Source organism: Nakamurella aerolata (assembly GCF_013002705.1).
GTDB classification, from domain to species: Bacteria; Actinomycetota; Actinomycetes; order Mycobacteriales; family Nakamurellaceae; genus Nakamurella; species Nakamurella aerolata.
Genome location: NZ_JABEND010000001.1, coordinates 168,673 through 189,434 on the forward strand (window position 1 = coordinate 168,673; position 20,762 = coordinate 189,434).

The window sequence follows — 20,762 nt, forward strand, 5'->3', positions numbered from 1 at the left end:
GCGCCCAAGTTGCGGTACAACATCGGCGACGAGGCAATGCTGCTCAGCTACCCGGAGCTGACGGCGGCTGTCGACCGGTTCAGCCAGTACCGGCTGCCGCTGGCCGAGGCCGCGGCAGTGCACGGGATGCGACTGCCGCTGTTGTTCCTGTACGGCCGAGCCGATTCCACCGTGAGCTTCATGGGGGCGAACATCTACCCGCAGGACGTGGAATACGGGCTGTACCAGGACAATCCGCACGCGGGGGAGATCGAGGCCTTCATGTTGACGCTGGAACAGACCGAGGCGCTGGACGCCCGTCCGGTGGTCAACATCCAGCTGCGCGCCGATACCCAGCTGGACCCGGCCGAGCAACAGCAGCTGGCGCAAGCCTGCGAGCGGGGCGTCGTCGAGCACCTGCTCGCGGTGAGCAGGGACTTCCGGCAGTCGGTGGAAGAAGACCCGACAGCCAGCAGCATCACCGTTCGGGTGCACCCCTACGGCACCGGGCCGTTCGCCGACCAGCACTCCAAGATCAAGAAGGTCTATCTGCGCCGGGAGGCCTGATGCGTACCGACGATTTCTCGCGTGCACCACGCCGGGGCCAGGGCAACGCACTGTTCTTGGGCGCCACCAAGTACAACGGCCTGCGGCAGTGGCTGACGCTGTACCGCACCTGGCGGCCGTTCGTCCGGCGAATGAAGGCGTCACCCGGATACTGCTGGCACAAGGTCTACTACGAGCCGCCGTTCACGCTCGGCACCATCGCGGTCTTCACCGACCGCGCCGCGCTGCTGGCCGTTGCCCGCTCACCGGAGCATCGAAAACTGATGCGGTGGGTCGCGGACGGTTCCACCGATCACGCCACCGGCGGCTTCATCCGCCTGTTCGACGCCCAGCAACACGGCTACACCAACGGGGTGTGGCGGGCCGAGGACCGCAGCATGGAGCACATCCAGAGCTACACCCCGCTGCCCGGCGACGCCGGCGATCGGCGCGTCGACGACCCGGGCAGCGAGATCAGGTGACCGAACCCGCTGCCGCCGCCGGCCCGGTGCTGGTCGACGAGGTCACCGACGCGGCCGGTCTGCGCGAGTTCGTCGAGTACCGCCCGGCCGGTCTGCTGTTCGACGGGACCGTCCCGCCGTTGCAACCGACGGTCCGAAGCTGGTTCTCCGGCACCCATGCACAGGCGCGGTTCTCGCCGGTGCGGATGTTGGTGGCCCGCAACAACAACGGCGGTGTCGTCGGGCGCACCTGCATGCATCACAATCCGAAGATGGACGCACGGCTCGGCGTCGACACGGCCCTGTTCGGACTCACCGAGTTCGACGACGATGCCGCGCTGCGCGCGCTGCTGGGGCACGCCGAAAAAGACGCAAGGGCCGCCGGCCGCAGTGCGCTGTTCGGCCCGGTGGCGCTGCTGCCGAACCAGACCGGGGGTGTGATCACCTCGGGGTTTCAGCACCGCGGCTTCGTCGACTCGCCCTGGAACCCCGATCACTACCCGCGGGCCTACGAAAAGCTGGGCTTCAACAGGGTTTTCACCGGTCAAACCTGGATCTGTGACGCGTTCGACGCGCTGGACCCGGACCGGACGTTCCGCTTCGACGACGGTCGCCTCGCCGCCGAGAACCTGCGGGTGCACCGAGTCCGACCCTGGCAGCTCAGGCGGTTCCTTCCGATCTTCCGCGAGCTGCTCAACGCTGCGTTCGCGCAGCTGGGCTACTACACGCCTATTGACGCGGAAGAACTCGCCGACCAGACGGCCGGTCTTGGCTACATTCTCGACCCGGCGCTCATCCTGTGGCTCAGCCGCGGCGGCGAGCCAGTGGCGTTCGTGCTGGTGATCCCCGACCTCAGCGAGGTGCTGCAGCGCTTCAACGGCGCCTTCGGCATCCGTGAGCAGCTCGCGGCGCTGCGGCATCGCCGCCCCGGGGAGGCGATCCTGGTGGTGAAAGGCACGGCGCCGGCCGCCCAGGGACGCGGCTACCTCACACTGCTGTCGCGGGAACTGTTGCGGGGCTTGCAGTCCGGCGGTTACCGAACGCTGCGCTCCACCTTCGTCGAGGACGATAACGCGGCCTCGGCGGCGCAGTACCGACGGATGGGCGGCCGACCGCTGCACGACACCACCTTCTACCGCAAGGACCTCGGTTGAGCACCGCGACCTGGACCGAGCGCTTCCATCGGGCCGAGCCCGCGCTGCGCCGGGCCCCCAGCGCGCACAACACTCAGCCATGGACGGTTCAGCTCACCGCGAGCGGCTGGACGATCGGCTGGGACGCCGACCGGGAGCTGGTGGTGGGCGACCCGACCCGCCGCGATCTGTGGCTGTCGTTGGGCGCGTTCACCGAATCCGCGGTGATTGCTCTCGGGGAGCAGGGGGTCAGCGCGGCCGTCGAGTACCTGCCAACAGCAGCTGCCGGGCCGGGCCGCGTGCTCGTCACCGAAGCGGGCGGCTCGGCCGGCACCGGTGATCCCGCCGCCGCGACCGCATCGGGCGGTGAAAACCCTTTCACGGCCGGCGATCTGCTGGATCGACGCACCGCGCGCGGCGAGTACCGGCCAGTCGACCACGGCGACATCGACCTGCGTCAGCTGATGTCCGCGGCCAAGGCACCGGGAACGCTCACCCTGCTGCCCGGAGGGTTCGCACAGGAGTTGCTCGCGGTGGCCGAGCCGTGGAGCTACCGGAACCCGGCCCTTGTCGCCGAGTTGCGGCGCTGGCTCCGCCTGAACCGCCGCGACAGTCGCTATCGCCAGGACGGCCTCAGTGATGCTGCTCTTGGGTTGAGCCGGTGGCAGGCGCTCGGCCTGCGGGGCGCGCTGTCGGCGCCGGTCTGGGCGGTGCTGCGCCGGATCGGCGGCCCACGGCTGCTGGCGGCCGCGGCCCACGCACCGGCCGGCGGCAGCGTGGCGGTGTTCGCCGTCCCGGCCGCGCAGGCTGCCGAACCCGCGGACATGATCGAGCGCGGCCGAGAACTGTTGCGGCTGTGGCTGGCCGCCGGCCGGCGCGGGTGGCGGGTGCACCCGCTGAGCGTGCTGCTGGACTGCCCGGCCACCGGACGGCAATTGACGCAGTACCTGAACGCCGATCGGCCGAACTCCAACGGGGACAACACTTGCCGCGAGAACCCCGTGGCCGACGCGTCGAACTGGGTGCCACTGGCAGTGTTTCGGATCGGTACACCGCTGCGGCAGCCGGAACTGTCCGCGCGGCGTCCGGTGCCGATGCGTCAGCCGCCGGGTAGTGGTGGCTGAGCCACCTCGCCGGGACTCGCCGCTGCTATCGCCTTCCGGTACACCTCTGGTACTGCGTCCGGTAACCGGTCCACCGGCAGCCATGCGAGCTGCGTGTGCTCGGTCGACAACAGCAACGGGGCACGCCCCCGCACCCGGCAGCGATACGCCCGAATCACCACGGTGCGGCCCGGCAGCACCTCCAGCGGTGCCTGCAGCACCAGCTCACCAACATCGACCGCCTGCCCGGTTTCCTCCAGCACCTCGCGGCGGACGGCTTCCGGGTCGGACTCGGCCGGTTCGGCGCGGCCGCCTGGCAGCTCCCACTCGTCACGGGTGTTGCGGCACAACAACACCTGACTGCCGCCGCGGGAAAGTTCGCGCAGTACCACGGCTTTCAGCGATGTCGGGGTTGTATCCGGCGCACCGCCGCGATTCGACTCCACCGGTGACGAGCTAGACCAGGCCGAGTTGCTTGACCGCGTCCCGTTCCTCGCCCAGTTCGGCCACCGATGCGTCGATCTTGCCGCGGGAGAACTCGTCGATGTCCAGGCCCTGAACGATCGACCACTCGGTGCCGTCGGAGGTCACCGGGAACGACGAGATCAAGCCCTCCGGCACACCGTAAGAGCCGTCCGACACCACCGCGGCGGACGTCCAGTCGCCCTCGGGGGTGCCCTGCACCCAGGTGGCGACGTGATCGATCGCGGCGTTGGCCGCCGAGGCCGCCGAGGAGGCGCCACGGGCCTCGATGATGGCCGCGCCGCGCTTGGCCACCGTTGGGATGAAGGTGTTCTCCAGCCAGTCCTGATCCACCTGCGAGGCAATGGATTTGCCGTCCGCCATGGCATGGAACAGATCGGGGTACTGAGAGGCGGAGTGGTTGCCCCAGATGGTCATCTTGCTGATCTCGTCGACGCCGATGTCCAGCTTGGCCGCGGCCTGCGCCAGCGCCCGGTTGTGGTCGAGTCGGGTCATCGCGGTGAAGCGGCCCGCCGGCACGTCGGGGGCGTGCGACTGGGCGATCAGCGCGTTGGTGTTGGCGGGGTTGCCGACCACAAGCACCTTGACGTCGTCTGCGGCGCCGGCATTGATGGCCTCGCCCTGCGGCTTGAAGATGCCGCCGTTGGCCTCCAGCAGATCGCCGCGCTCCATCCCGGCCGAACGCGGGCGGGCGCCGACCAGCAGCGCAACATTGACACCGTCGAACGCCTTGGTGGCGTCGTCGGTGATGTTGATGCCGCGCAGCAACGGGAACGCGCAGTCGTCCAGCTCCATCGCGGTGCCCTCGGCCGCCTTGAGCGCCGGGGTGATCTCCAGCAGGTTCAGCTCCACCGGGGTGTCCGGGCCGAGCATCTGGCCGGACGCGATCCGGAACAGCAGCGCGTAGCCGATCTGGCCGGCGGCGCCGGTAACGGTGACCTTGACGGGGGTGCTCGGCTGGGACATTGCGGTGCTCATCCTCCTCGATGTGCGCGACGTCGGGGCGGGTGTTGCGCTGGACGCCGTGCGGTGAACCGGTCTGCGGAACTGCGGGCGAGCCACTTGCGGAGCTCGGTTCGCCGTTCACCTTCCACCTTGTCACGTTGACGTCGACCCGGCTGCGGCCGGGTGGTGTGACGACCGCCGCCACCAGCCCCGCCGGTAAACTGCGGCGGCACGCTTTCGCTCGACGGGGAGGGTAGGCGCTTGGGGAACTCCGTGAGCCACCGCACGATGCGTGTCGGTGTCGGTGTCGGTGTCGGTGGCGCTGGAGGTACGGCCGGAGTGACTTCACCGCGGTGCATGCCGCGGTGAGCGCCGGATCCGCCGTCAGGGATGTGCTGCGCGGGTTTCCGGAAACCGCCAAGGCCACCGCGTGGGGGCTGGCCACGGCGTGGCGGCAGACCCGCAGTGCCGTGGTGCTCAGCGTTGCCTCCGCCGTGGTTCTCGCTGTCGCTCCCGCGGTGCAGGTGCAGGCCGTCGCCTGGCTGGTCCGCAGCTCGGAATCGTTGCGCGATGCGGCTTTTCCGCTGCTCACCCTTGTGGTCTTCATCGGTGCAGGGCAGGTGCTCGCCGCCATCGACCTGTTCACCCGCCAGCGCGCGAGCCTGCGGCTGGAGCGTTCGCTGCAAGCCACGTTGGTCGGCAGGGTGTCGGGGATGTCGCCCGCCGAGCTGGCCGACCCGGCGGTGTCGGCCGACGTGCAGATCAGCCGGGACTCGCTGCGCGAGCTCGGGATGTTGCCGTGGTCAGCGATCAGCGCGATGTCCGCGGTGCTGGCGTTCGGGGGGTTGTTCGTCTCGGTGTGGTCCATCTCGCCGCTGGCAGCCGGACTCATCATCGCCGCGATCATCCCCAGCCTGGTGATCTTCGCGTGGCCGCGTCGCGGCAGGCAGCGATCTTCGGCGAGGTCGGCGCGGAGCACCGGCGGGTCACCTATCTGGTCGAGCAACTGGTCAGCCAGCGCACCGGGGTGGAGATCGCGTCGTTCGGCTCCGGCGGCCGCCTGGTGCGGCAGATCTCCGAGCGGCAACTCCGCGCCCACACGCTGCTGGATCGGTTGCTGGTCGGCATCATTCGCGGCTCGGCCTGGGGCGGACTGGCCGGGACCGCGCTGTTGGCCGGAGCGTTGACGGCCATCGTTGTCGACGGTGCCGGCGGCGCCGGTATCGCCGCGGGGGTGCTGGGCGTCCTCGGCGGAATCGAGGCGACAAGAGGAGCTGCTTTCGCGCTGGGGGAGGTCTTGGCGGCGACGCCACGAGTGTCGACGTTCCGGCGGGTGACCGCTCCCGGCGCCGCCGGACCGCCGCCCCAGGCCTCGGTGGTATCTGCGGTCGACCGCTTGGAAGCCAGTGGCGTCTCGGTCGTCTATCCGCGTGCAGCTGCGACCGCACTGAACGACGCGAGCGTGCTGGCGCGGCGCGGCGAGATGATCGCGCTGGTGGGCGCCAACGGTGCCGGCAAGACGACACTGGTGCGCGCCCTGGTGGGGCTGGTGCGGGTGAGCTCGGGAGCCGTGCTGGTTGACGGACGCCGGCTGACCGACCTTCCGCTGACCGAGCGGCTGTCCCATTTCGGACTGCTGACCCAGGAGTTCGGTCGGTATGAGCTGACCGTCCGGCAGGCGGTGCTGCTCGGCCTGCCGGAGGGCGTCGACGTCGCCGACGACGCGATCTGGCGCGCGCTGGAGATCGCCCATCTCGCAGCTCTTGTCGCCGACCTGCCGGACGGCCTTGACACCCAGCTCGGCGAGCAGTTCGGCGGTACCGGGCTGTCCGGTGGGCAGTGGCAGCGGCTGGCCCTCGCCCGGATCGCGGTGCGAAACGCCGGCATCTGGATCTTGGACGAACCGACGTCGACCGTCGACGCCGAGACCGAGCGGGAGATCTTCGGCGAGCTGCTGCAACACCGTCGGCATCGCATCACCATCGTGGTGTCGCACCGGGCCTGGACCCTGAAGGGGATGGACCGCATCTACGTTCTCGATGCCGGCCGCATCGTGCAGTGCGGCAGCTACGAGGAACTGCTCGGTACTCCTGGCCGATTCCGCGAGCTGTTCGCCGAGCAATGAGCCGGCCAGTGAGCCCAACAGCGAGCCTCCCTGAGCGGTGCGACACCATGGGGCAATGACACTGGTCGGGAATCGGGCGAATCGCCATGCTGTATCGAATCACCGTGGGGCGTCCAAGGCGGCTGCCCGGCGCGCCGCGGCCCTGGGGTTGCTGTCGACGGTTGTGGTCGCCGGTTGTGCCGCCGTCGGCGGCCCGGCCTCGGAAGGTGTTGCGCCAACAGCAGTGTCAACAACAGCGGGGTCAACAACAACGGGGTCGACAACAACGGTGTCACCAACGGCGGGGTCAACAACGGGAGCGCTGTCCAGCGGGGGACTGCGGACGGGTGGATTCCCGACCACCCGGGTGCCTCCGCCCACCGACATCGACCGGCCGGACGGGCCGCCGCCCACCCCGGATGCCCGGCTGGGTCCGGCGGCGCTGCGAGAGCTGTTGCGTACCAAGGCGAACGGGTCAGGGACCTGCAGCGCGGAAGGCCTGCGGGTGCAATCCGGTGACGTCGATGCGGCGCTCGGCCACCGCTACACCACGATCCGCGCGACCAACATCTCACAACAGAGCTGCACCCTTGCCGGATACCCTGGCCTGGGGTTCCGCGGCGAGTGGGGTACCCCGTTCGGCGTCGTCGCCGAGCGGCGGGAGATCCCGTTGACCGGCCTCGGCAACGAGCAGCCAGATCAACAGCTGCGGTTGGAGCCAGGGGAGGTGGCCGTTGCCGCGCTGGAGTGGACCGGATCGTTGGCGGGCGCCTACGACGAAAAGGCATCGTTGCTCGTCCTGCAGGCCACCAGGGGCGGGCAGCCGATCGGCGTGTCGCTGGTCGCCGACAAGCCCGACCTCGGTGCTGGCACCAGCGTCTACATCGACAGCTGGAAGTCCGCCCAGCCGGAACGCAACTAGCCCCACGGGCTGCCCGACCGGGCGTGCTGTGCGAACGGAGCAGCACCGTGCCGGGCAGGTTCGAGATGGCGTCAGCCTGGCTCCGTCACCTTCGCCAGCTGCACCAGAAGTACGGTCTGCGGATGCCGGCGCGGCAGCCAGATACCGATGTCCGACAACGCTTTTCCGGTGACCGTGTCGTCGCCGACGGGGCCGGTCTCCGGGAGCAGGCCGGCACCCTTCCAGCGCTGCTGTTCGGACATCGGTTCCCACCACCGCAGCGAGTGTTCCGCGTCCGGCTCCAGCCCGGGAATGCGTAGCGTCACGCCGCGATCGTTCCGCGACTCGTCCAGCTGGACGCAGGCCAGCAACGCCCGGTCGCGGTCGGGGCCGACGACGCCGTGCGCGAGGATCGCCGGGTCGCCGGTGTCGATCCGGAACATGCGACCGCTGTGCAGCAGCGGTTTCCACTCGCGGTAGCGCTGCACCCACCAGGCCAGTCGATCGAGTTCGGGTTGGCTCACGTCGCTCAGATCCCATTCAATACCGAAGGATCCGAAGAGGGCCGTGGCACAGCGGAAGTCCAGCCCGATGGCACGGCCGGTCTGATGCGAGACCGGAGCGGAGACGTGTGCGCCAAGGTATTCGGGCGCCACCAGCTGCGCTGTCCAGCGCTGAATGTGTTGGCGCATCAGGGCATCGGTCATGTCCGACGCCCAGAACCGCTGCACCTGCTCGATGGTCTGCAGGTCGACCCGGCCGCCGCCGGACGAACAAGATTCCCACTGCACTGCCGGATGCCGGGCGCGCAGGTCGGCGAGCAACGCGGCGTGGGCGGCGGTCTGGTGGTGGAAGGCGGCGACGTTCCCGTGCGCGTTCGACCCGGCCTCCAGCAGATCCCTGTTGTGATCCCACTTCACGTAGTCGATGTCGTATTCGGTGAGGATCGCGTCGACCTGGTCGCGGACGTGCTGCCACGCCGCCGGCAGGGTGAGATCGAGCACCAGCGAACCCGACCGCGCTGATGCCGGCGTCCTACTACCGGCCGATGGTGCTGGCGCAGCAGGGCAGGCTCGGCGACGGTGCCTACCCGATCGGCGCCATCGACATCGGCTGAGAGAGCGGGCCCGTGACCTTCCCCGGGCCCGCTCCGCCCCGCCCGTCACCGCAAGCCACAAGGAGAATCCCCGAGTGCCCAACCCGAGTCGCACCGCCAGGCCGGTGCATCTCAACCCCGAGCCCAGCAACCCCGGGCACGACAGCGCCGGACGCAGCACCGCCGGTCATAGCACCGCCGGGGACGGCACCGAGGTGGACGGGCACCTTGCCCCGGCTGCGCCGTCGTTCAACGGGCTGCGGGTGGTCGGCACGCACTTCGAACTGGACGGCAGGCCGCACCTTCCGATCACCGGGGAGATCCACTTCTCGCGGTTGCCGCGGGCGCAATGGCGATCGGTGCTGGCGAGCGCCAAAGCCTGCGGATTGACCGGCGTGGCAACGTATGTGTTCTGGAACCACCACGAGCCCGACAGGGGCACCCGAGACTTCACCGGTGCCAACGACCTTGCGGCGTTCGTCGATCTGGCAGCGGCCTACGGCCTCGGCGTGGTGCTGCGCATCGGGCCGTGGGTGCACGGCGAGGCGCGGTACGGCGGCTTTCCCGATTGGGTGCAGGACGGACCGTGGCAGACCCGCACCGACGATTCCGACTATCTCGCCGTCGTCGGCGAGTGGTACGCGGCGATCGCCGCAGAGCTGGGCAGCTGCCGGCGAACCGACCACATCATGGCCATCCAGGTCGAGAACGAGTTGCGTACCCAGCCGGCGCACCTTGCCACCCTGCGCCGACTGGCCGAGCAGCAGGGGCTGCGCGCCCCGGTCTGGACGGCCACCGGCTGGGGAGCGGCGGAGTTCGACCGCAGCATCCTTTTGCCGGTCTACGGTGGCTATTCCGACGCGTTCTGGACCTCGGCACCTCTCGGCTGGGAATCCGCCTGCGCCATGAGTTTCAGCATCCAACCCGACCGCGACGACACGATCATCGGTGCCGACTTCGTGTCGGCTCTGCCGCAGACACCCGGAAGGGACGACAGCGACCTTCCGTATGCGACCTGTGAGCTCGGTGGCGGCATGGCTGTCGCATACCACCGGCGGCCGGTCGTGGATCCGGCCGACATCGGTGCGATGGCCACCGCCAAACTCGGCTGTGGTTCGGTGTGGCACGGCTACTACGTCTTTCACGGTGGGACGGCAACCGGAGCTGGGCGCCGGACCGCTCCAGGAGACCCACAGCACTGGCTATGCGAACGATCTTCCGTTGCGCGACTACGACTTTCAGGCGCCGATCGGCGCCGCGGGCGACGTCCGCGAGCATGCTCAACTGCTGCGGCTGCTGCACGGCGGGGTCACCGCGCTGACCGAACTCTTCGCCACCGGGGTCACCACGTTCCCGCCGCCCCGGCAGGTGAACTTGTTGGACGCCAACACCTTTCGTTACAGTATCCGTACCGCGGGCAACCAGGCGGTCGTTGTCTTCAACAATCATCAGCCGGACACCGCAATGGCGGAGCAGCCGGACGTGCAGCTGCGGGCTGCGCTGCCTGGCGGCGAGGTGCTGGTGCCGCCGGAACCGGTGACGGTACGTGGCGGCGACTACGGGTTCTGGCCGGCCGGGATCGACCTGGGCGGCGGGGCGGTGCTGCGATCGGCCAATGTGCAGCCGATCGGCCGGTGCCGAGTGGATGGCGTCCAGGTGTGGGCCTTCCGCCAGGTGGTGGACGGCGACGCGGTGCTGGACCTCACCCATTCCGCCGGCGCGGCGCGACGGTTGCGGTTGGCGCTGACCGGGGCCGATCCGGTGGTGTCCAGGATCGCAACGGAGCAAGGTCCCGACATCATGCTGATGGTCGCCAACCGGGAGCAGGCCCCGAACTTGTTCCTCACCGGCGCCGGGCCGATCCTCACCGACGCGATGGTGCGGCCGGTGGCGGCAGCCCAGGACGACGCCGAGGGCAACGACCCGGAGGATGCCGGCCGGTTCGCGCAGCAGCTCGAGGTGCTGGCGGCGCGCCCGTCGGAGATCCGGCGGTGGACGCCGGACGGTGGTTGGACCGCCGGCCGGACGGTGGGCGCCGCCGCCGGGCCGCGCGCCCTGAACACCGTCCGGGTGCAGCAGGGAACGCGGCCGTCGTTCGAGTTCGGGCGGCTCGCCGAGGGCGAGCGCACAGCGTCGGGGGACGAGGTCGGCGCCGGGGGCCGGCCCAGCGCTCCGGGTGGCGCGGCCTTCGCCGACGCGGCCGGCTGGCGGGTCGAGCTGCCACCGCTCGACGAACGCGGCCCGGACGACTGGTGCGAGGTGCACTGGGAAGGCGACGTCGTGCGGGTCGCGGTCAGCGATCCGACGATCGACGCCGATGTGGTCGCCGACCAGTTCTGGTCGCCGGGTCGGCCGCTGCGGATCGCCGCGGCCGATCTCGCCGCTGCGTCCAGCGTGGTGGTGGCGATTCTGGCGCGACCGGAGAACCTCTCGCCGCTGGCTCCGGGGCAGGGCGATGAGGCAACGCTGCTGTCGGTGCGCTGGGTGACGGTGCAGACGGCACGGCTGCCGCTGCCCGCCTGAGCCCGCGTCTCAGCCGGCGTTGACGTCCGACGCGGCGTCGGCATCCAGCAGCCAGCGGGTGACGCGGCTGCCGGTGGCGCCGCGGGCGGGCAGCGCGACCGGGTCGCCACCGGCCACGGCTTGGGCAACCGCAGGGGCCTTGTCCGGTCCGCCGACGATGAACCACACCTCGTCGGCGGTGCGGATGGCGGGCAGCGTCAACGAGATCCGCTCGGGCGGCGGCTTGGGGGAGTCGCGAACGGCGATGGCCCCGGTGCTGGTGTCGCGCACCGCATCGGTGTCGGGGAACAGCGACGCCATATGCCCCTCCGGCCCCATACCGAGCATCACGATGTCGAATTTCTCCGGCAGCTGCTCGGTGTATCCGCGGGCTGCCGCGTCGATGTCGGTGCCGAACTCACCGTCGGACGGCGCCATCTCGTAGATCCGTTCCGGGTCGGCGTCGACCACCGCAAGCAGCGCCTCGCGGGCACCCTTGGCATTGCGGTCGTCGGAATCCTCCGGGACGAAACGTTCGTCACTCCAATAGAAGTCGACGTTGCGCCAGTCCACCGCGGCACGGGCGGAGGAGGCGGCGACCTGACGCAGCGTTGCGGTACCGACGCCGCCGCCGGTGAGTGCGATGGCCGGAACCCGGCCGGTGGCCTGGATGTCGGACAGCGCGGTGATCAGCCGGGCCGCGGTCGCCGCGGCCAGCACGTCGCTGTCGGGATAGATCACGATCTCGCGGTCGCCCCGCGCCGAGCCGGGATCGGTTGCCGCGCTTGCGGTGTCGGTCACTTCGTGCTCCTCTTCGCGGTTCCGGTCTTGCTTTTCGTTGACCCGCCGCGCTTGGCCGCGGTGTCGCTCTTGCGCTTGTCGGCTGACGACGCTGACGCCGGCGATCCCTTCGAGGACCCGGCCTTGGATGACCCGGCCTTTCGTGACGCGGCCTTCGGTGACGCCGCCTTCGGTGACGCGGAGCCGGCCGAGCGGGTCGATGCGGTGGCGCGCCTGGATTTCCGGGCAGCGGTGCCAGTGGTGGCAGCGGAACGACTCCGCCCGGTGCTGGCCCGCACCGCCCGGCGGCGCACCGTGGTGCGGTCGGGGGAGTCCACGATCCGGTCGGTGCTGGTGCCGTCGCCGGTCTGCGGTACCTCGATGTCGGTGTCCAGCTCGTCCACCGACTCGACGACGCCGCTGACCCGGCGGCTGCTGGTGGCCGATCGCGGACGCCCGGTGGCCCGGCTCACCCGGCTGCGGGACACCTTGGCCGGCAACGGTTTGTCCGACACCAACGGCAGGCCCTTGATGAGCACGTCGGCGTAGACGTCATCGGCGTCCAGCCGGCGCAGTTCCTCACTGAGGATGTCCCGGAGCGGACGCCGGGGCAGCGCCAGCGTGCGCTCCGGCTGATGTTCCATGATCAGCTCGGCCGTCTTACCGTCCGGCCGCTGCAGGACGATGGCGCCGGACCGTCGGTTCAACACCACCGAGTACAGCCCGCTGCCCGCGCGCCCCTTCTCCGCCCGCTGCACCGGGCACTTCAGCCGCTGGGCCAGCCAGCCTGCCATCAGATCGGCGGAAGCCGAGTCGGGCCCTCCGGTGACGACGGCCGAGATCACCTTGTCGTGCGGCGGCTGATCCAACGCGGCCGCCAGCACGCCGCGCCACGCGGTCAACCTGGTCCAGGCCAGGTCGGTGTCACCGGGCTCGTATGCCTTGCGCCGCTCGATCAATGCGGTCAACGGGCGCTTCGCGGCTGCCACGTCGGTGATCCGCCGCTGCGCCAACGATCCGATGGGGTCGGCGGACGGGTCGGCCGGCGCCTGTCCCGGCCACCACGCCACCACCGGTGCGTCCGCGAGCAGCAACGGCACCACCACCGAGGCGCCCTGGTCGGCCATCGGGCCGAACAGCCGCATCACGATCACCTCGCTGGCGCCGGCGTCGCCACCAACCCGGATCTGGGCGTCCATTCTGGCCGCGCCGCGCTTGCTGCCCTTGGCCACCACGATCACTCTGCACGGATGCTCGAACGAGGCGGCGTTCGCGGCGTCGATCGGCGCCTCGGTGGCGTCCTCGTCCGTGACTATCACCAACGTCAGAACCCGGCCGACCGCAACGGTTCCGCCGCGCTCGCGCAGGTCGACCATCGCCTTGTTGACCGCCGCCGATGTGGTCGAAGGGAGATCAATGATCACGGGAGCCTCCAGGTTCGTCCGTCACGGGCCATCAGATCGTCGGCGGACGACGGTCCCCAGGTCCCCGAGGTGTACTGCTCGGGTTGTGTGCCGCTGCGGTCCCATGCCTTCTCGATGGGGTCGAGGATCTTCCAGGACAGCTCGACCTCCTCGTCCTGCGGGAACAAGCTCGGCTCGCCGAGCAACACATCGAGGATCAATCGTTCGTACGCCTCCGGTGACGCCTCGGTGAACGACTGCCCGTACGAGAAGTCCATGTTCACATCGCGCACCTCCATGGTCGGCCCCGGCACCTTGGAGCCGAACCGGATGGTGGTGCCCTCGTCCGGCTGGATGCGGATCACCAGGGCGTTGCTGCCGAGTTCTTCGGTGTCGGTGTGCGAGAACGGCAGGTGCGGAGCGCGTTTGAAGATCACCGCGATCTCGGTGACGCGCTTGCCCAGCCGCTTGCCGGTGCGCAGGTAGAACGGCACCCCGGCCCACCGCCGCGTGTCGATCTCCAGCTTCACCGCGGCGTAGGTCTCGGTGGTGGAGTCGGGGGAGATGCCGTCCTCCTCGAGATAGCCGGGCACCTTGGCGCCGCCCTGCCAGCCGGCCGCGTACTGCCCGCGGGCGGTGGCCGCCATGATGCCGGCCTGGTCCTTGGGTACCACCACCGCCGAGAGCACCTTGGTCTTCTCGGTGCGCAGATCCTTGGGCTCGAACGACACCGGCTCTTCCATGGCGGTGAGCGCCAGCAACTGCAGCAAGTGGTTCTGAATCACGTCCCGCGCGGCGCCGATGCCGTCGTAGTAGCCGGCGCGGCCACCGACACCGATGTCCTCGGATTGGGTGATCTGCACGTGATCGACGTAGTGGGAGTTCCAGATCGGCTCCCACAGCTGGTTGGCAAAGCGCAGCGCCAGCAGGTTCTGCACCGTCTCCTTGCCGAGGTAGTGGTCGATGCGGAACACGCTGGACGGCGGGAACACCTCGCCGACCAAGCGGTTCAGTTCCTGCGCCGATTCCAGGTCGTGGCCGAACGGCTTCTCGATCACCACCCGGCGCCAGGCATCGCCGGCGTCGGCGACCAGACCGGAACGTTGCAGCTGCCGCAACACCGTCGGGAACGCACCGGGCGGGATCGACAGGTAGAAGGCGTGATTGCCGCCGGTACCGCGGCTGCGGTCCAACTCGTGCAGGGTGGCCGCCAGTGTGTCGAAGGCGTCATCGTCGTCGAACGAACCCTGCACGAACCGGATGCCCTCGGCCAGATGCCGCCAAACCTCTTCGGAGAACGGGGTTCTGGCGTACTGCTTGACCGCTTGGTAGACCTCTTCCTCGAAGTCCTGGTCGTCCCAGTCGCGGCGGGCGAAGCCGATCAGCGAGAAACCCGGCGGCAGCAGGCCGCGGTTGGCCAGGTCGTAGATCGCCGGCATCAGCTTCTTGCGGGACAGATCGCCGGTGACACCGAAGATCACCACCGACGACGGACCCGCGATGCGCGGCAGCCGCTTGTCGCGCGGATCGCGCAGCGGGTTGCTGCGCGCGCCGTCGGCGGACGTCGCAGCGGCAGTACCGGACCGGCCGTGAGGCATGGGATTCGCTTTCTGGTTCTGGCGCCCTCGCCGCGGACGGCGACAGCGGGCATCGGGGAGTGGTCACCCAGCGGTCAGCTGAGCGGTTCGGCGCCGGGCCGGTCGATGCTGGGCGCCGGCGCCGAACCAACGGTCAGCTCAGCGCTCTGGCCAGCGCGTCCAGACCGGCGGTCCGGTCTTTCAGGTGCAGCGTCACCACCGGGCGGCCGTGCTCGGCGAGCACGCTCCCGTCACCGCGGGCCTGGGCTTGTTGCAGCTCACCGAAGGTGAACGGCTGCTCAGGGATCGGCAGATCTTCGGCGCTGTCGCCGGTGATCTGCACGAACACCCCGTTGGGGTGCCCACCCTTGTGGTACTGGCCCGTCGAGTGCAGAAACCGCGGACCCCAGCCGAACGTGGTCTGCAGCCCGGACTTTGCCGCCAACAGCGGACGTAGCGGAGCCGCGTCGTCGGTCAGCCGGTCCAGATAGGCCTGGATCGCCAGGTATCCGGCCGCCGGCGCCGCCTTCACCACGTTGTCCAGCAGCGTGGCGAGATCGGTGGCGCCGTCGACGATCTCGGGCGACCCGGAGACCGTGATGCCGTCCAGCTCGACGGTCGCGGCGGCACCGGGCTTCGACTGCTCGTCGTCACCGTCGGAGTTGCCGCTGCCCTTGGAGCTGTCGCCACCGTCGTTGTTGGTGTCCGCCAACAACTTCCGGGTGGCCGCTTTCGCCGATTCCACGTCGGGCTGATCGAACGGGTTGATGCCGAGTTCGCGCCCGGCCACCGCGATCACGTACTCCCAAGTCAGCATCTGCGCGCCCAGCGGCCCGGAGATGGCGAACGCGAAGCCGGACGCCGGCACCACGCCGGCATCGGTGCCGATGCTGGCCAGAACGGCGTCCTTGCCGGCGTCCGCGAAGCCGGGCGCCTTCGGCGACTCGACCACTACCGGCAGAATGCCGGTGCCCTGTTTGCCGGTGGACTCGGCGATCAACTGTTCCGCCCAATCGCCGAAACCCTTGATGCCGCTACCGGTATCGGCGATGACGACCTTCTCGGCCCCGGCCCGTTGCGCAAGCCCGAGCAGGGCGCCGAGCACCAGGGCCGGATTGCCGGCATCATCGGCGGCCAGCCCCGGCGCGGCCGCTGCCGCCTCGTCGAGCAGCGCCCCGATGTCCACCCCGGCCAGTCCGGCCGGCACCAACCCGAACGCGGTGAGCGCCGAATAGCGGCCGCCGACGTTCGGATCGGCGAGGAAAACCTTGCGGTAGCCCTCGGTTTCGGCGAGCTTGGCCAGCGGTGAGCCGGGGTCGGTCACCACCACGATGTGTTTGGCGGGGTCAAGTCCCTCGTCCCGGAAAGCCTTGGCATAGGCCCGCCGGTGCGAATCGGTCTCCACCGTGCCGCCGGATTTGGACGAGACCACCAGCACCGTGCGATCAAGCTGGTCGCCCAGTGCGGCCCTGATCTGCCCGGGATCGGTGGTGTCCAGGGTGACGAGCGGTTTGCCCGCGGTCGCGCAGATCACCTCTGGCGCCAACGACGACCCGCCCATGCCGGCCAGCACCACATGGGTGAGACCGTCCTTGGCGAGCAGCCCACGCAGCTCGACGATCTCGTTCACCAGCGGCCGGGACGATTCCGCCAGGCCGACCCAACTGAGCCGGATCGAGGCCTCTGACTCGGCATCGGGACCCCACAGCGTCGGATCCTGCGCGGTCAGCTTGCTGGCGACCTTGTCGTCCACCAGCTGCTGAACCTCGGCGGCCAGCGCATCCCGGTCGGGAACCGTTGTGCTCACGGTGATATCGCCGGGCGCGCTGAACGTACTGCCCTGTCGGCTCTGTGCCTGTTGGTTCGCCTCCGCGCTCGCTGCGGGCCGGTTGGACGCTCCTGCGTCGCGTCCGCCCGTTGCCTCCGCTCCCTGTCGGCTCTGTGCCTGTTGGTTCGCCTCCGCGCTCGCTGCGGGCCGGTTGGACGCTCCGGCGTCGCGGCCGCCCGTTGCCTCCGCTCCCTGTCGGCTCACTGCTGGGCGTCCTTCGCGGGGGCGGTGCCCTGATCGGTGTCGGCGTCGTGCGAGCCGTCACCCGAGGTGCCGTCCTGAGAACCCTTGGCGGCCTTGGACAATTCGTTGCCGACGGTGGCGAGCAGCTCGGCCCACGACTTGTCGAACTTCTCGACGCCTTCGCGCTCCAACACGTCGAAAACATCGTTCAGGTCGATGCCGACGGCTTCCAGCGAGGAGAACACCGACGAGGCCTGCCCGTAGTTGCCCCTGATGGTGTCACCGGTGATCACACCGTGGTCGGCGACGGCCTGGATGGTTTTCTCCGGCGCGGTGTTCACGGTGCCGGCGGTGACCAGTTCGGTGACGTAGCGGGTGTCGTCGTAGGCCTTGTCCTTGACGCCGGTCGAGGCCCACAGCGGACGCTGCGGCTTGGCGCCGGCCGCGGCCAGCTCCTGCCACTCGGGGGCGCCGAAGCGCTCCTCGTAGAGCTGGAAAGCCAAGCGGGCGTTGGCGATTGCGGCCTGGCCGCGCAGCGCCTTGGCCTCCGGCGTGCCCAGCTCGTCCAGCCGCTTGTCCACCTCGGTGTCGACCCTCGAGACGAAGAACGAGGCCACCGAGACCAGCTCGGCGATGTTGTGGCCGGATTCCTTGGCCCGCTTGATGCCCTCCATGAAGGCGTCGATCACTTCGCCGTAACGCTCCAGCGAGAAGATCAGCGTGACATTGACGCTGATCCCTTCGGCCAGCACCGCGGTGATGGCGGGCAGCCCTTCCTTGGTGGCTGGGATCTTGATCAGCACGTTCGGCCGGTCGACGATCTTCGCCAGTTCCTTGGCCTGCGCCACCGTCTTGTCGGTGTCGTGCGCCAGCCGCGGGTCGACCTCGATGGAGACCCGGCCGTCGACGCCGCCAGTGGCTTCCCACACCGGTCGGAACACGTCAGCGGCGTTCCGGACGTCGTCGGTGGTGAGGGTGGTCACCACGTCTTCCAACTGGGCGCCGCGGGCGGCCAGCTCGGCGACCTGGGCGTTGTAGGCATCTCCGGACGACAGCGCGCCGGCGAAGATTGTCGGGTTGGTCGTCACTCCCGAGATGTATTGGGTGTTGATGAGCTCCTGCAGGTTGCCGGAGTTGATGCGATCCCTGGACAGATCGTCGAGCCACAGCGAAACGCCCTGGTCGACGAGCTCCTTCAGGGGATTCTGACCGGCGCTCTGGCCGGTCTGCTTGTCGTTGGACATGATGGTCACTTCTCCTTCGGCTGGTCGCCGGGAAGATCCACGACGCCAGGGTTTTCGGTGCGGGACTCGTCGGCGCGGTTCTTGACCGGCGGGGCCAGGGGGCCGCCGTTGCCGGCTTCGGCGACGGCAGCCATCGACTGCTCGGCCGCCTGCACGGCGACGTCAGCGGTGAAGCCGAACTCCTCGAACAGCACGGCAGCGGCGGCGGAGGCGCCGTAGTGCTCGATGGACACCGGGCGGCCGAACGAGCCGAGCCAGCGGTACCACGGCTGGGCGATGCCGGCCTCGATGGAGACCCGGGCCGCCACCGACGACGGGAGCACTTCCTCGATGTAGTCGGCGTCCTGCTGCTCGAACCAGTCGAGGCTGGGCATGGAAACAACGCGCGCGCCGATGCCCTTGTCCTGCAACTGTTTACGCGCCTCGAGCGCAACCTGGACCTCGGAGCCGGTGGCGATGAAGATCACCTTCAGCTCACCTTCCTCCTCGGCCAACACGTACCCGCCGCGGGCAACCCCGACCGGGTCGGTGCCCTCAAGGGTGGGAACGTTCTGACGGGTCAGCGCAATTCCCACCGGCCCGGAGAACCAGTCGTGCTGGCGCTCCAGGATCGCCTTCCACGCGTAGGCGGTCTCGTTGGCATCGGCCGGCCGGACGATCGACAGCCCGGGGATGGCACGCAGCGCAGCCAGCTGCTCGATCGGCTGGTGGGTGGGGCCGTCCTCGCCCAGACCGATGGAGTCGTGCGTCCAGACGTAGATGACGGGGGCCTGCATCACCGAGGCGAGTCGCACCGCACCGCGCATGTAGTCGGAGAAGGTGAGGAAGGTGCCGCCGTACGGACGGGTGGGGCCGTGCAGCGCGATGCCGGACAGGATCGCGCCCATCGCATGCTCGCGGATGCCGAAGTGCAGCGTGCGGCCATAGGGGTTGGCCTCCCACTGCTTGGTGCTGGCCTCGGTGGGGCCGAACGAGTTCGCGCCCTCCATGGTGGTGTTGTTCGACTCGGCCAGATCGGCCGAACCGCCCCACAGCTCCGGCAGTTCGTCGGCGATGGCGGTCAGCACCTCGCCCGAGGCCTTGCGGGTGGCAAGGCCCTTGGCGTCCACCGGGTAGCTGGGCAGCTTGTCCGCCCAGTTCTCCGGCAGGTCGCGTTTGCTGAGCCGGTCGTAGAGCTTCTTGCGCTCCGGGTTGGCCTTGGCCCAGGCGTCGAACTCGGGCTGCCACTTCTTCTCGGCCTCTTCGCCGCGCTGCACCAGCTTTCGGGTGTGCTCCAGCACCTTCGGGTCGACCTGGAAGAACTTCTCCGGATCGAAGTCGAGGATCTTCTTCACCTCGGCCACCTCGTCGTCGCCGAGAGCGGAGCCGTGCGCCTTGCCGGTGTTCATCTTGGTGGGCGCCGGGTAACCGATGATGGTGCGGATCGCGATCAGTGACGGCTTGTCCGTCACCTTCTTGGCCTCTTCGATGGCGTCCAGGATGCCGACGACGTTCTCGCCGCCCTCCACCCGTTGCACGTGCCAGCCGTAGGCCTCGTACCGCTTGGCGACATCTTCGCTGAGCGCGATGTTGGTGTCGTCCTCGATGGAGATGGCGTTGTCGTCGTAGAAGACGATCAAGTTGCCGAGTTGCTGGCGGCCGGCGATGGAGCTGGCCTCGGCGGTGACGCCCTCCTCGATGTCGCCGTCGGAGGCGATGACGTAGATGTAGTGGTCGAACGGGCTCTTGCCGAGCGGGGTGTCCGGATCGAACAAGCCGTGCTCGCGGCGCGATGCCATCGACATGCCGACCGCTGACGACAGCCCCTGGCCGAGCGGCCCTGTGGTGATCTCGACACCGGCGGTGTGGTGGTGCTCGGGATGCCCGGGGGTGAGCGATCCCCAGGTGCGCAGCGATTCGATGTCCTTGATCTCGAGGCCGAAACCGCCGAGGAACAACTGCAGGTACAGCGTCAGGCTGGAATGCCCGGCCGACAGCACGAACCGATCCCTTGCCACCCAGTCCAGGTCGGACGGGTTGTGCCGCATGACTTTCTGGAACAACGTGTAGGCCAGCGGAGCCAGCGACATCGCGGTTCCCGGGTGGCCGTTGCCGACCTTCTGCACGGCGTCGGCGGCCAGCACCCTGATGGTGTTGACGGCCTTGGTGTCCATCTCCGTCCAGTCCGGAGGCAGATGCGGAGTGGTCAGCTCCTTGATGCTGCGCTCGGACAACTGCGCCGAGGTGGCTGGGGGATTGGTGTCGGCTTTGCTCGCTTTACTCGCCATGAGTGGCGACCCTCCTGCAATGAACTCGTCACTGACGGTCGGGTCGCGGCGCCGAAAGCGCCCTGCGCGACCGTCGAGTGGATCGGAAACGGTGAACCACGACCGGTTCGATTCGCGTGTCCGGATCGGGCCGACCCGGCCCGTCCGGTGGGCGACGTTCCGGTCGACCACTGCATGTTCGAGCCTAGTCCCGGCGCGCGCCGGACGCCCGGGGCGGTGCCGTTGGG

Annotated in this window: 17 protein-coding genes and 1 pseudogene; 9 read left to right on the forward strand and 9 right to left on the reverse strand. The window is 69.3% G+C overall.

Annotated elements, in window-relative coordinates:
• Positions 1 to 9: 9 nt before the first annotated feature.
• The 4 genes from HKD39_RS18555 to HKD39_RS00765 are packed head-to-tail and all read left to right on the forward strand — an operon-like array spanning position 10 to position 3,243.
• Entirely contained in the window at positions 10 to 546 is a 537-nt protein-coding gene (locus tag HKD39_RS18555) for a phenylacetate--CoA ligase family protein (protein ID WP_212753740.1), read from the forward strand.
• Complete coding sequence (locus tag HKD39_RS00755; protein ID WP_171197937.1) at positions 546 to 1,007, forward strand: DUF4188 domain-containing protein; 462 nt, start codon at positions 546 to 548, stop codon at positions 1,005 to 1,007. Before HKD39_RS18555 ends, HKD39_RS00755 begins: the two co-directional genes overlap by 1 nt.
• Positions 1,004 to 2,140, forward strand: coding sequence for a GNAT family N-acetyltransferase (locus HKD39_RS00760; protein ID WP_171197938.1), 1,137 nt, complete (start codon positions 1,004 to 1,006; stop codon positions 2,138 to 2,140). The genes HKD39_RS00755 and HKD39_RS00760 overlap by 4 nt, the downstream gene beginning before the upstream one ends.
• The gene (locus HKD39_RS00765; protein WP_171197939.1) at positions 2,137 to 3,243 is read left to right on the forward strand and encodes a nitroreductase family protein; all 1,107 of its coding nucleotides are present in this window, start codon (positions 2,137 to 2,139) and stop codon (positions 3,241 to 3,243) included. Before HKD39_RS00760 ends, HKD39_RS00765 begins: the two co-directional genes overlap by 4 nt.
• On the opposite strand, the gene HKD39_RS00770 is transcribed toward HKD39_RS00765, so the two are convergent.
• Positions 3,219 to 3,668, reverse strand: coding sequence for an NUDIX domain-containing protein (locus tag HKD39_RS00770; protein ID WP_171197940.1), 450 nt, complete (start codon positions 3,666 to 3,668; stop codon positions 3,219 to 3,221). The two genes, HKD39_RS00765 and HKD39_RS00770, sit on opposite strands and share 25 nt — an antisense overlap.
• A 10-nt stretch (positions 3,669 to 3,678) precedes the next feature.
• On the reverse strand, positions 3,679 to 4,683 hold the full coding sequence (locus HKD39_RS00775; RefSeq protein ID WP_246231760.1) for a malate dehydrogenase: 1,005 nt from the start codon (positions 4,681 to 4,683) through the stop codon (positions 3,679 to 3,681).
• Positions 4,684 to 5,015: 332 nt separating this feature from the next.
• Between HKD39_RS00775 and HKD39_RS19065 the strand changes: the two genes are divergently transcribed.
• From HKD39_RS19065 to HKD39_RS00785, 3 genes are all read left to right on the forward strand, one after another.
• Positions 5,016 to 5,837, forward strand: coding sequence for a hypothetical protein (locus HKD39_RS19065; protein WP_246231762.1), 822 nt, complete (start codon positions 5,016 to 5,018; stop codon positions 5,835 to 5,837).
• 188 nt (positions 5,838 to 6,025) lie between these two features.
• Positions 6,026 to 6,775, forward strand: coding sequence for an ATP-binding cassette domain-containing protein (locus tag HKD39_RS19070; protein WP_343074549.1), 750 nt, complete (start codon positions 6,026 to 6,028; stop codon positions 6,773 to 6,775).
• Between the two features lie 223 nt (positions 6,776 to 6,998).
• Positions 6,999 to 7,676, forward strand: a complete 678-nt coding sequence (locus HKD39_RS00785) for a DUF4232 domain-containing protein (protein WP_171197942.1) — start codon at positions 6,999 to 7,001, stop codon at positions 7,674 to 7,676.
• Positions 7,677 to 7,747: 71 nt separating this feature from the next.
• On the opposite strand, the gene HKD39_RS00790 is transcribed toward HKD39_RS00785, so the two are convergent.
• The gene (locus tag HKD39_RS00790; protein WP_171197943.1) at positions 7,748 to 8,659 is read right to left on the reverse strand and encodes an alpha-galactosidase; all 912 of its coding nucleotides are present in this window, start codon (positions 8,657 to 8,659) and stop codon (positions 7,748 to 7,750) included.
• Between the two features lie 355 nt (positions 8,660 to 9,014).
• Here HKD39_RS00790 and HKD39_RS20720 point away from each other — a divergent pair.
• Both HKD39_RS20720 and HKD39_RS19075 read left to right on the forward strand, forming a co-directional pair.
• Positions 9,015 to 9,854 (forward strand): annotated as a pseudogene (locus HKD39_RS20720) (beta-galactosidase); the annotation flags it as partial.
• A 43-nt stretch (positions 9,855 to 9,897) separates the two neighbouring features.
• Positions 9,898 to 11,274: a hypothetical protein gene (locus tag HKD39_RS19075; RefSeq protein ID WP_246231766.1), complete on the forward strand. Its 1,377-nt coding sequence runs from the start codon at positions 9,898 to 9,900 to the stop codon at positions 11,272 to 11,274.
• 9 nt (positions 11,275 to 11,283) lie between these two features.
• Here HKD39_RS19075 and pgl read toward each other — a convergent pair whose 3' ends face one another.
• The 6 genes from pgl to tkt form a co-directional block, all read right to left on the reverse strand.
• Positions 11,284 to 12,054, reverse strand: a complete 771-nt coding sequence (gene pgl, locus HKD39_RS00800; protein ID WP_171197944.1) for a 6-phosphogluconolactonase — start codon at positions 12,052 to 12,054, stop codon at positions 11,284 to 11,286.
• Entirely contained in the window at positions 12,051 to 13,457 is a 1,407-nt protein-coding gene (locus tag HKD39_RS00805) for a glucose-6-phosphate dehydrogenase assembly protein OpcA (RefSeq protein ID WP_171197945.1), read from the reverse strand. The genes pgl and HKD39_RS00805 overlap by 4 nt, the downstream gene beginning before the upstream one ends.
• On the reverse strand, positions 13,454 to 15,034 hold the full coding sequence (zwf, locus tag HKD39_RS00810) for a glucose-6-phosphate dehydrogenase (protein WP_171197946.1): 1,581 nt from the start codon (positions 15,032 to 15,034) through the stop codon (positions 13,454 to 13,456). The genes HKD39_RS00805 and zwf overlap by 4 nt, the downstream gene beginning before the upstream one ends.
• A 133-nt stretch (positions 15,035 to 15,167) precedes the next feature.
• Positions 15,168 to 16,820, reverse strand: a complete 1,653-nt coding sequence (locus tag HKD39_RS00815) for a hypothetical protein (RefSeq protein WP_212753741.1) — start codon at positions 16,818 to 16,820, stop codon at positions 15,168 to 15,170.
• 221 nt (positions 16,821 to 17,041) lie between these two features.
• Positions 17,042 to 18,268 carry a transaldolase gene (gene tal / locus HKD39_RS00820; protein ID WP_171197947.1) on the reverse strand — a complete coding sequence of 409 codons (1,227 nt, stop codon included), beginning with the start codon at positions 18,266 to 18,268 and terminating at the stop codon, positions 17,042 to 17,044.
• 5 nt (positions 18,269 to 18,273) lie between these two features.
• Positions 18,274 to 20,421 carry a transketolase gene (gene tkt, locus HKD39_RS00825; RefSeq protein WP_425488407.1) on the reverse strand — a complete coding sequence of 716 codons (2,148 nt, stop codon included), beginning with the start codon at positions 20,419 to 20,421 and terminating at the stop codon, positions 18,274 to 18,276.
• Positions 20,422 to 20,762: the final 341 nt, after the last annotated feature.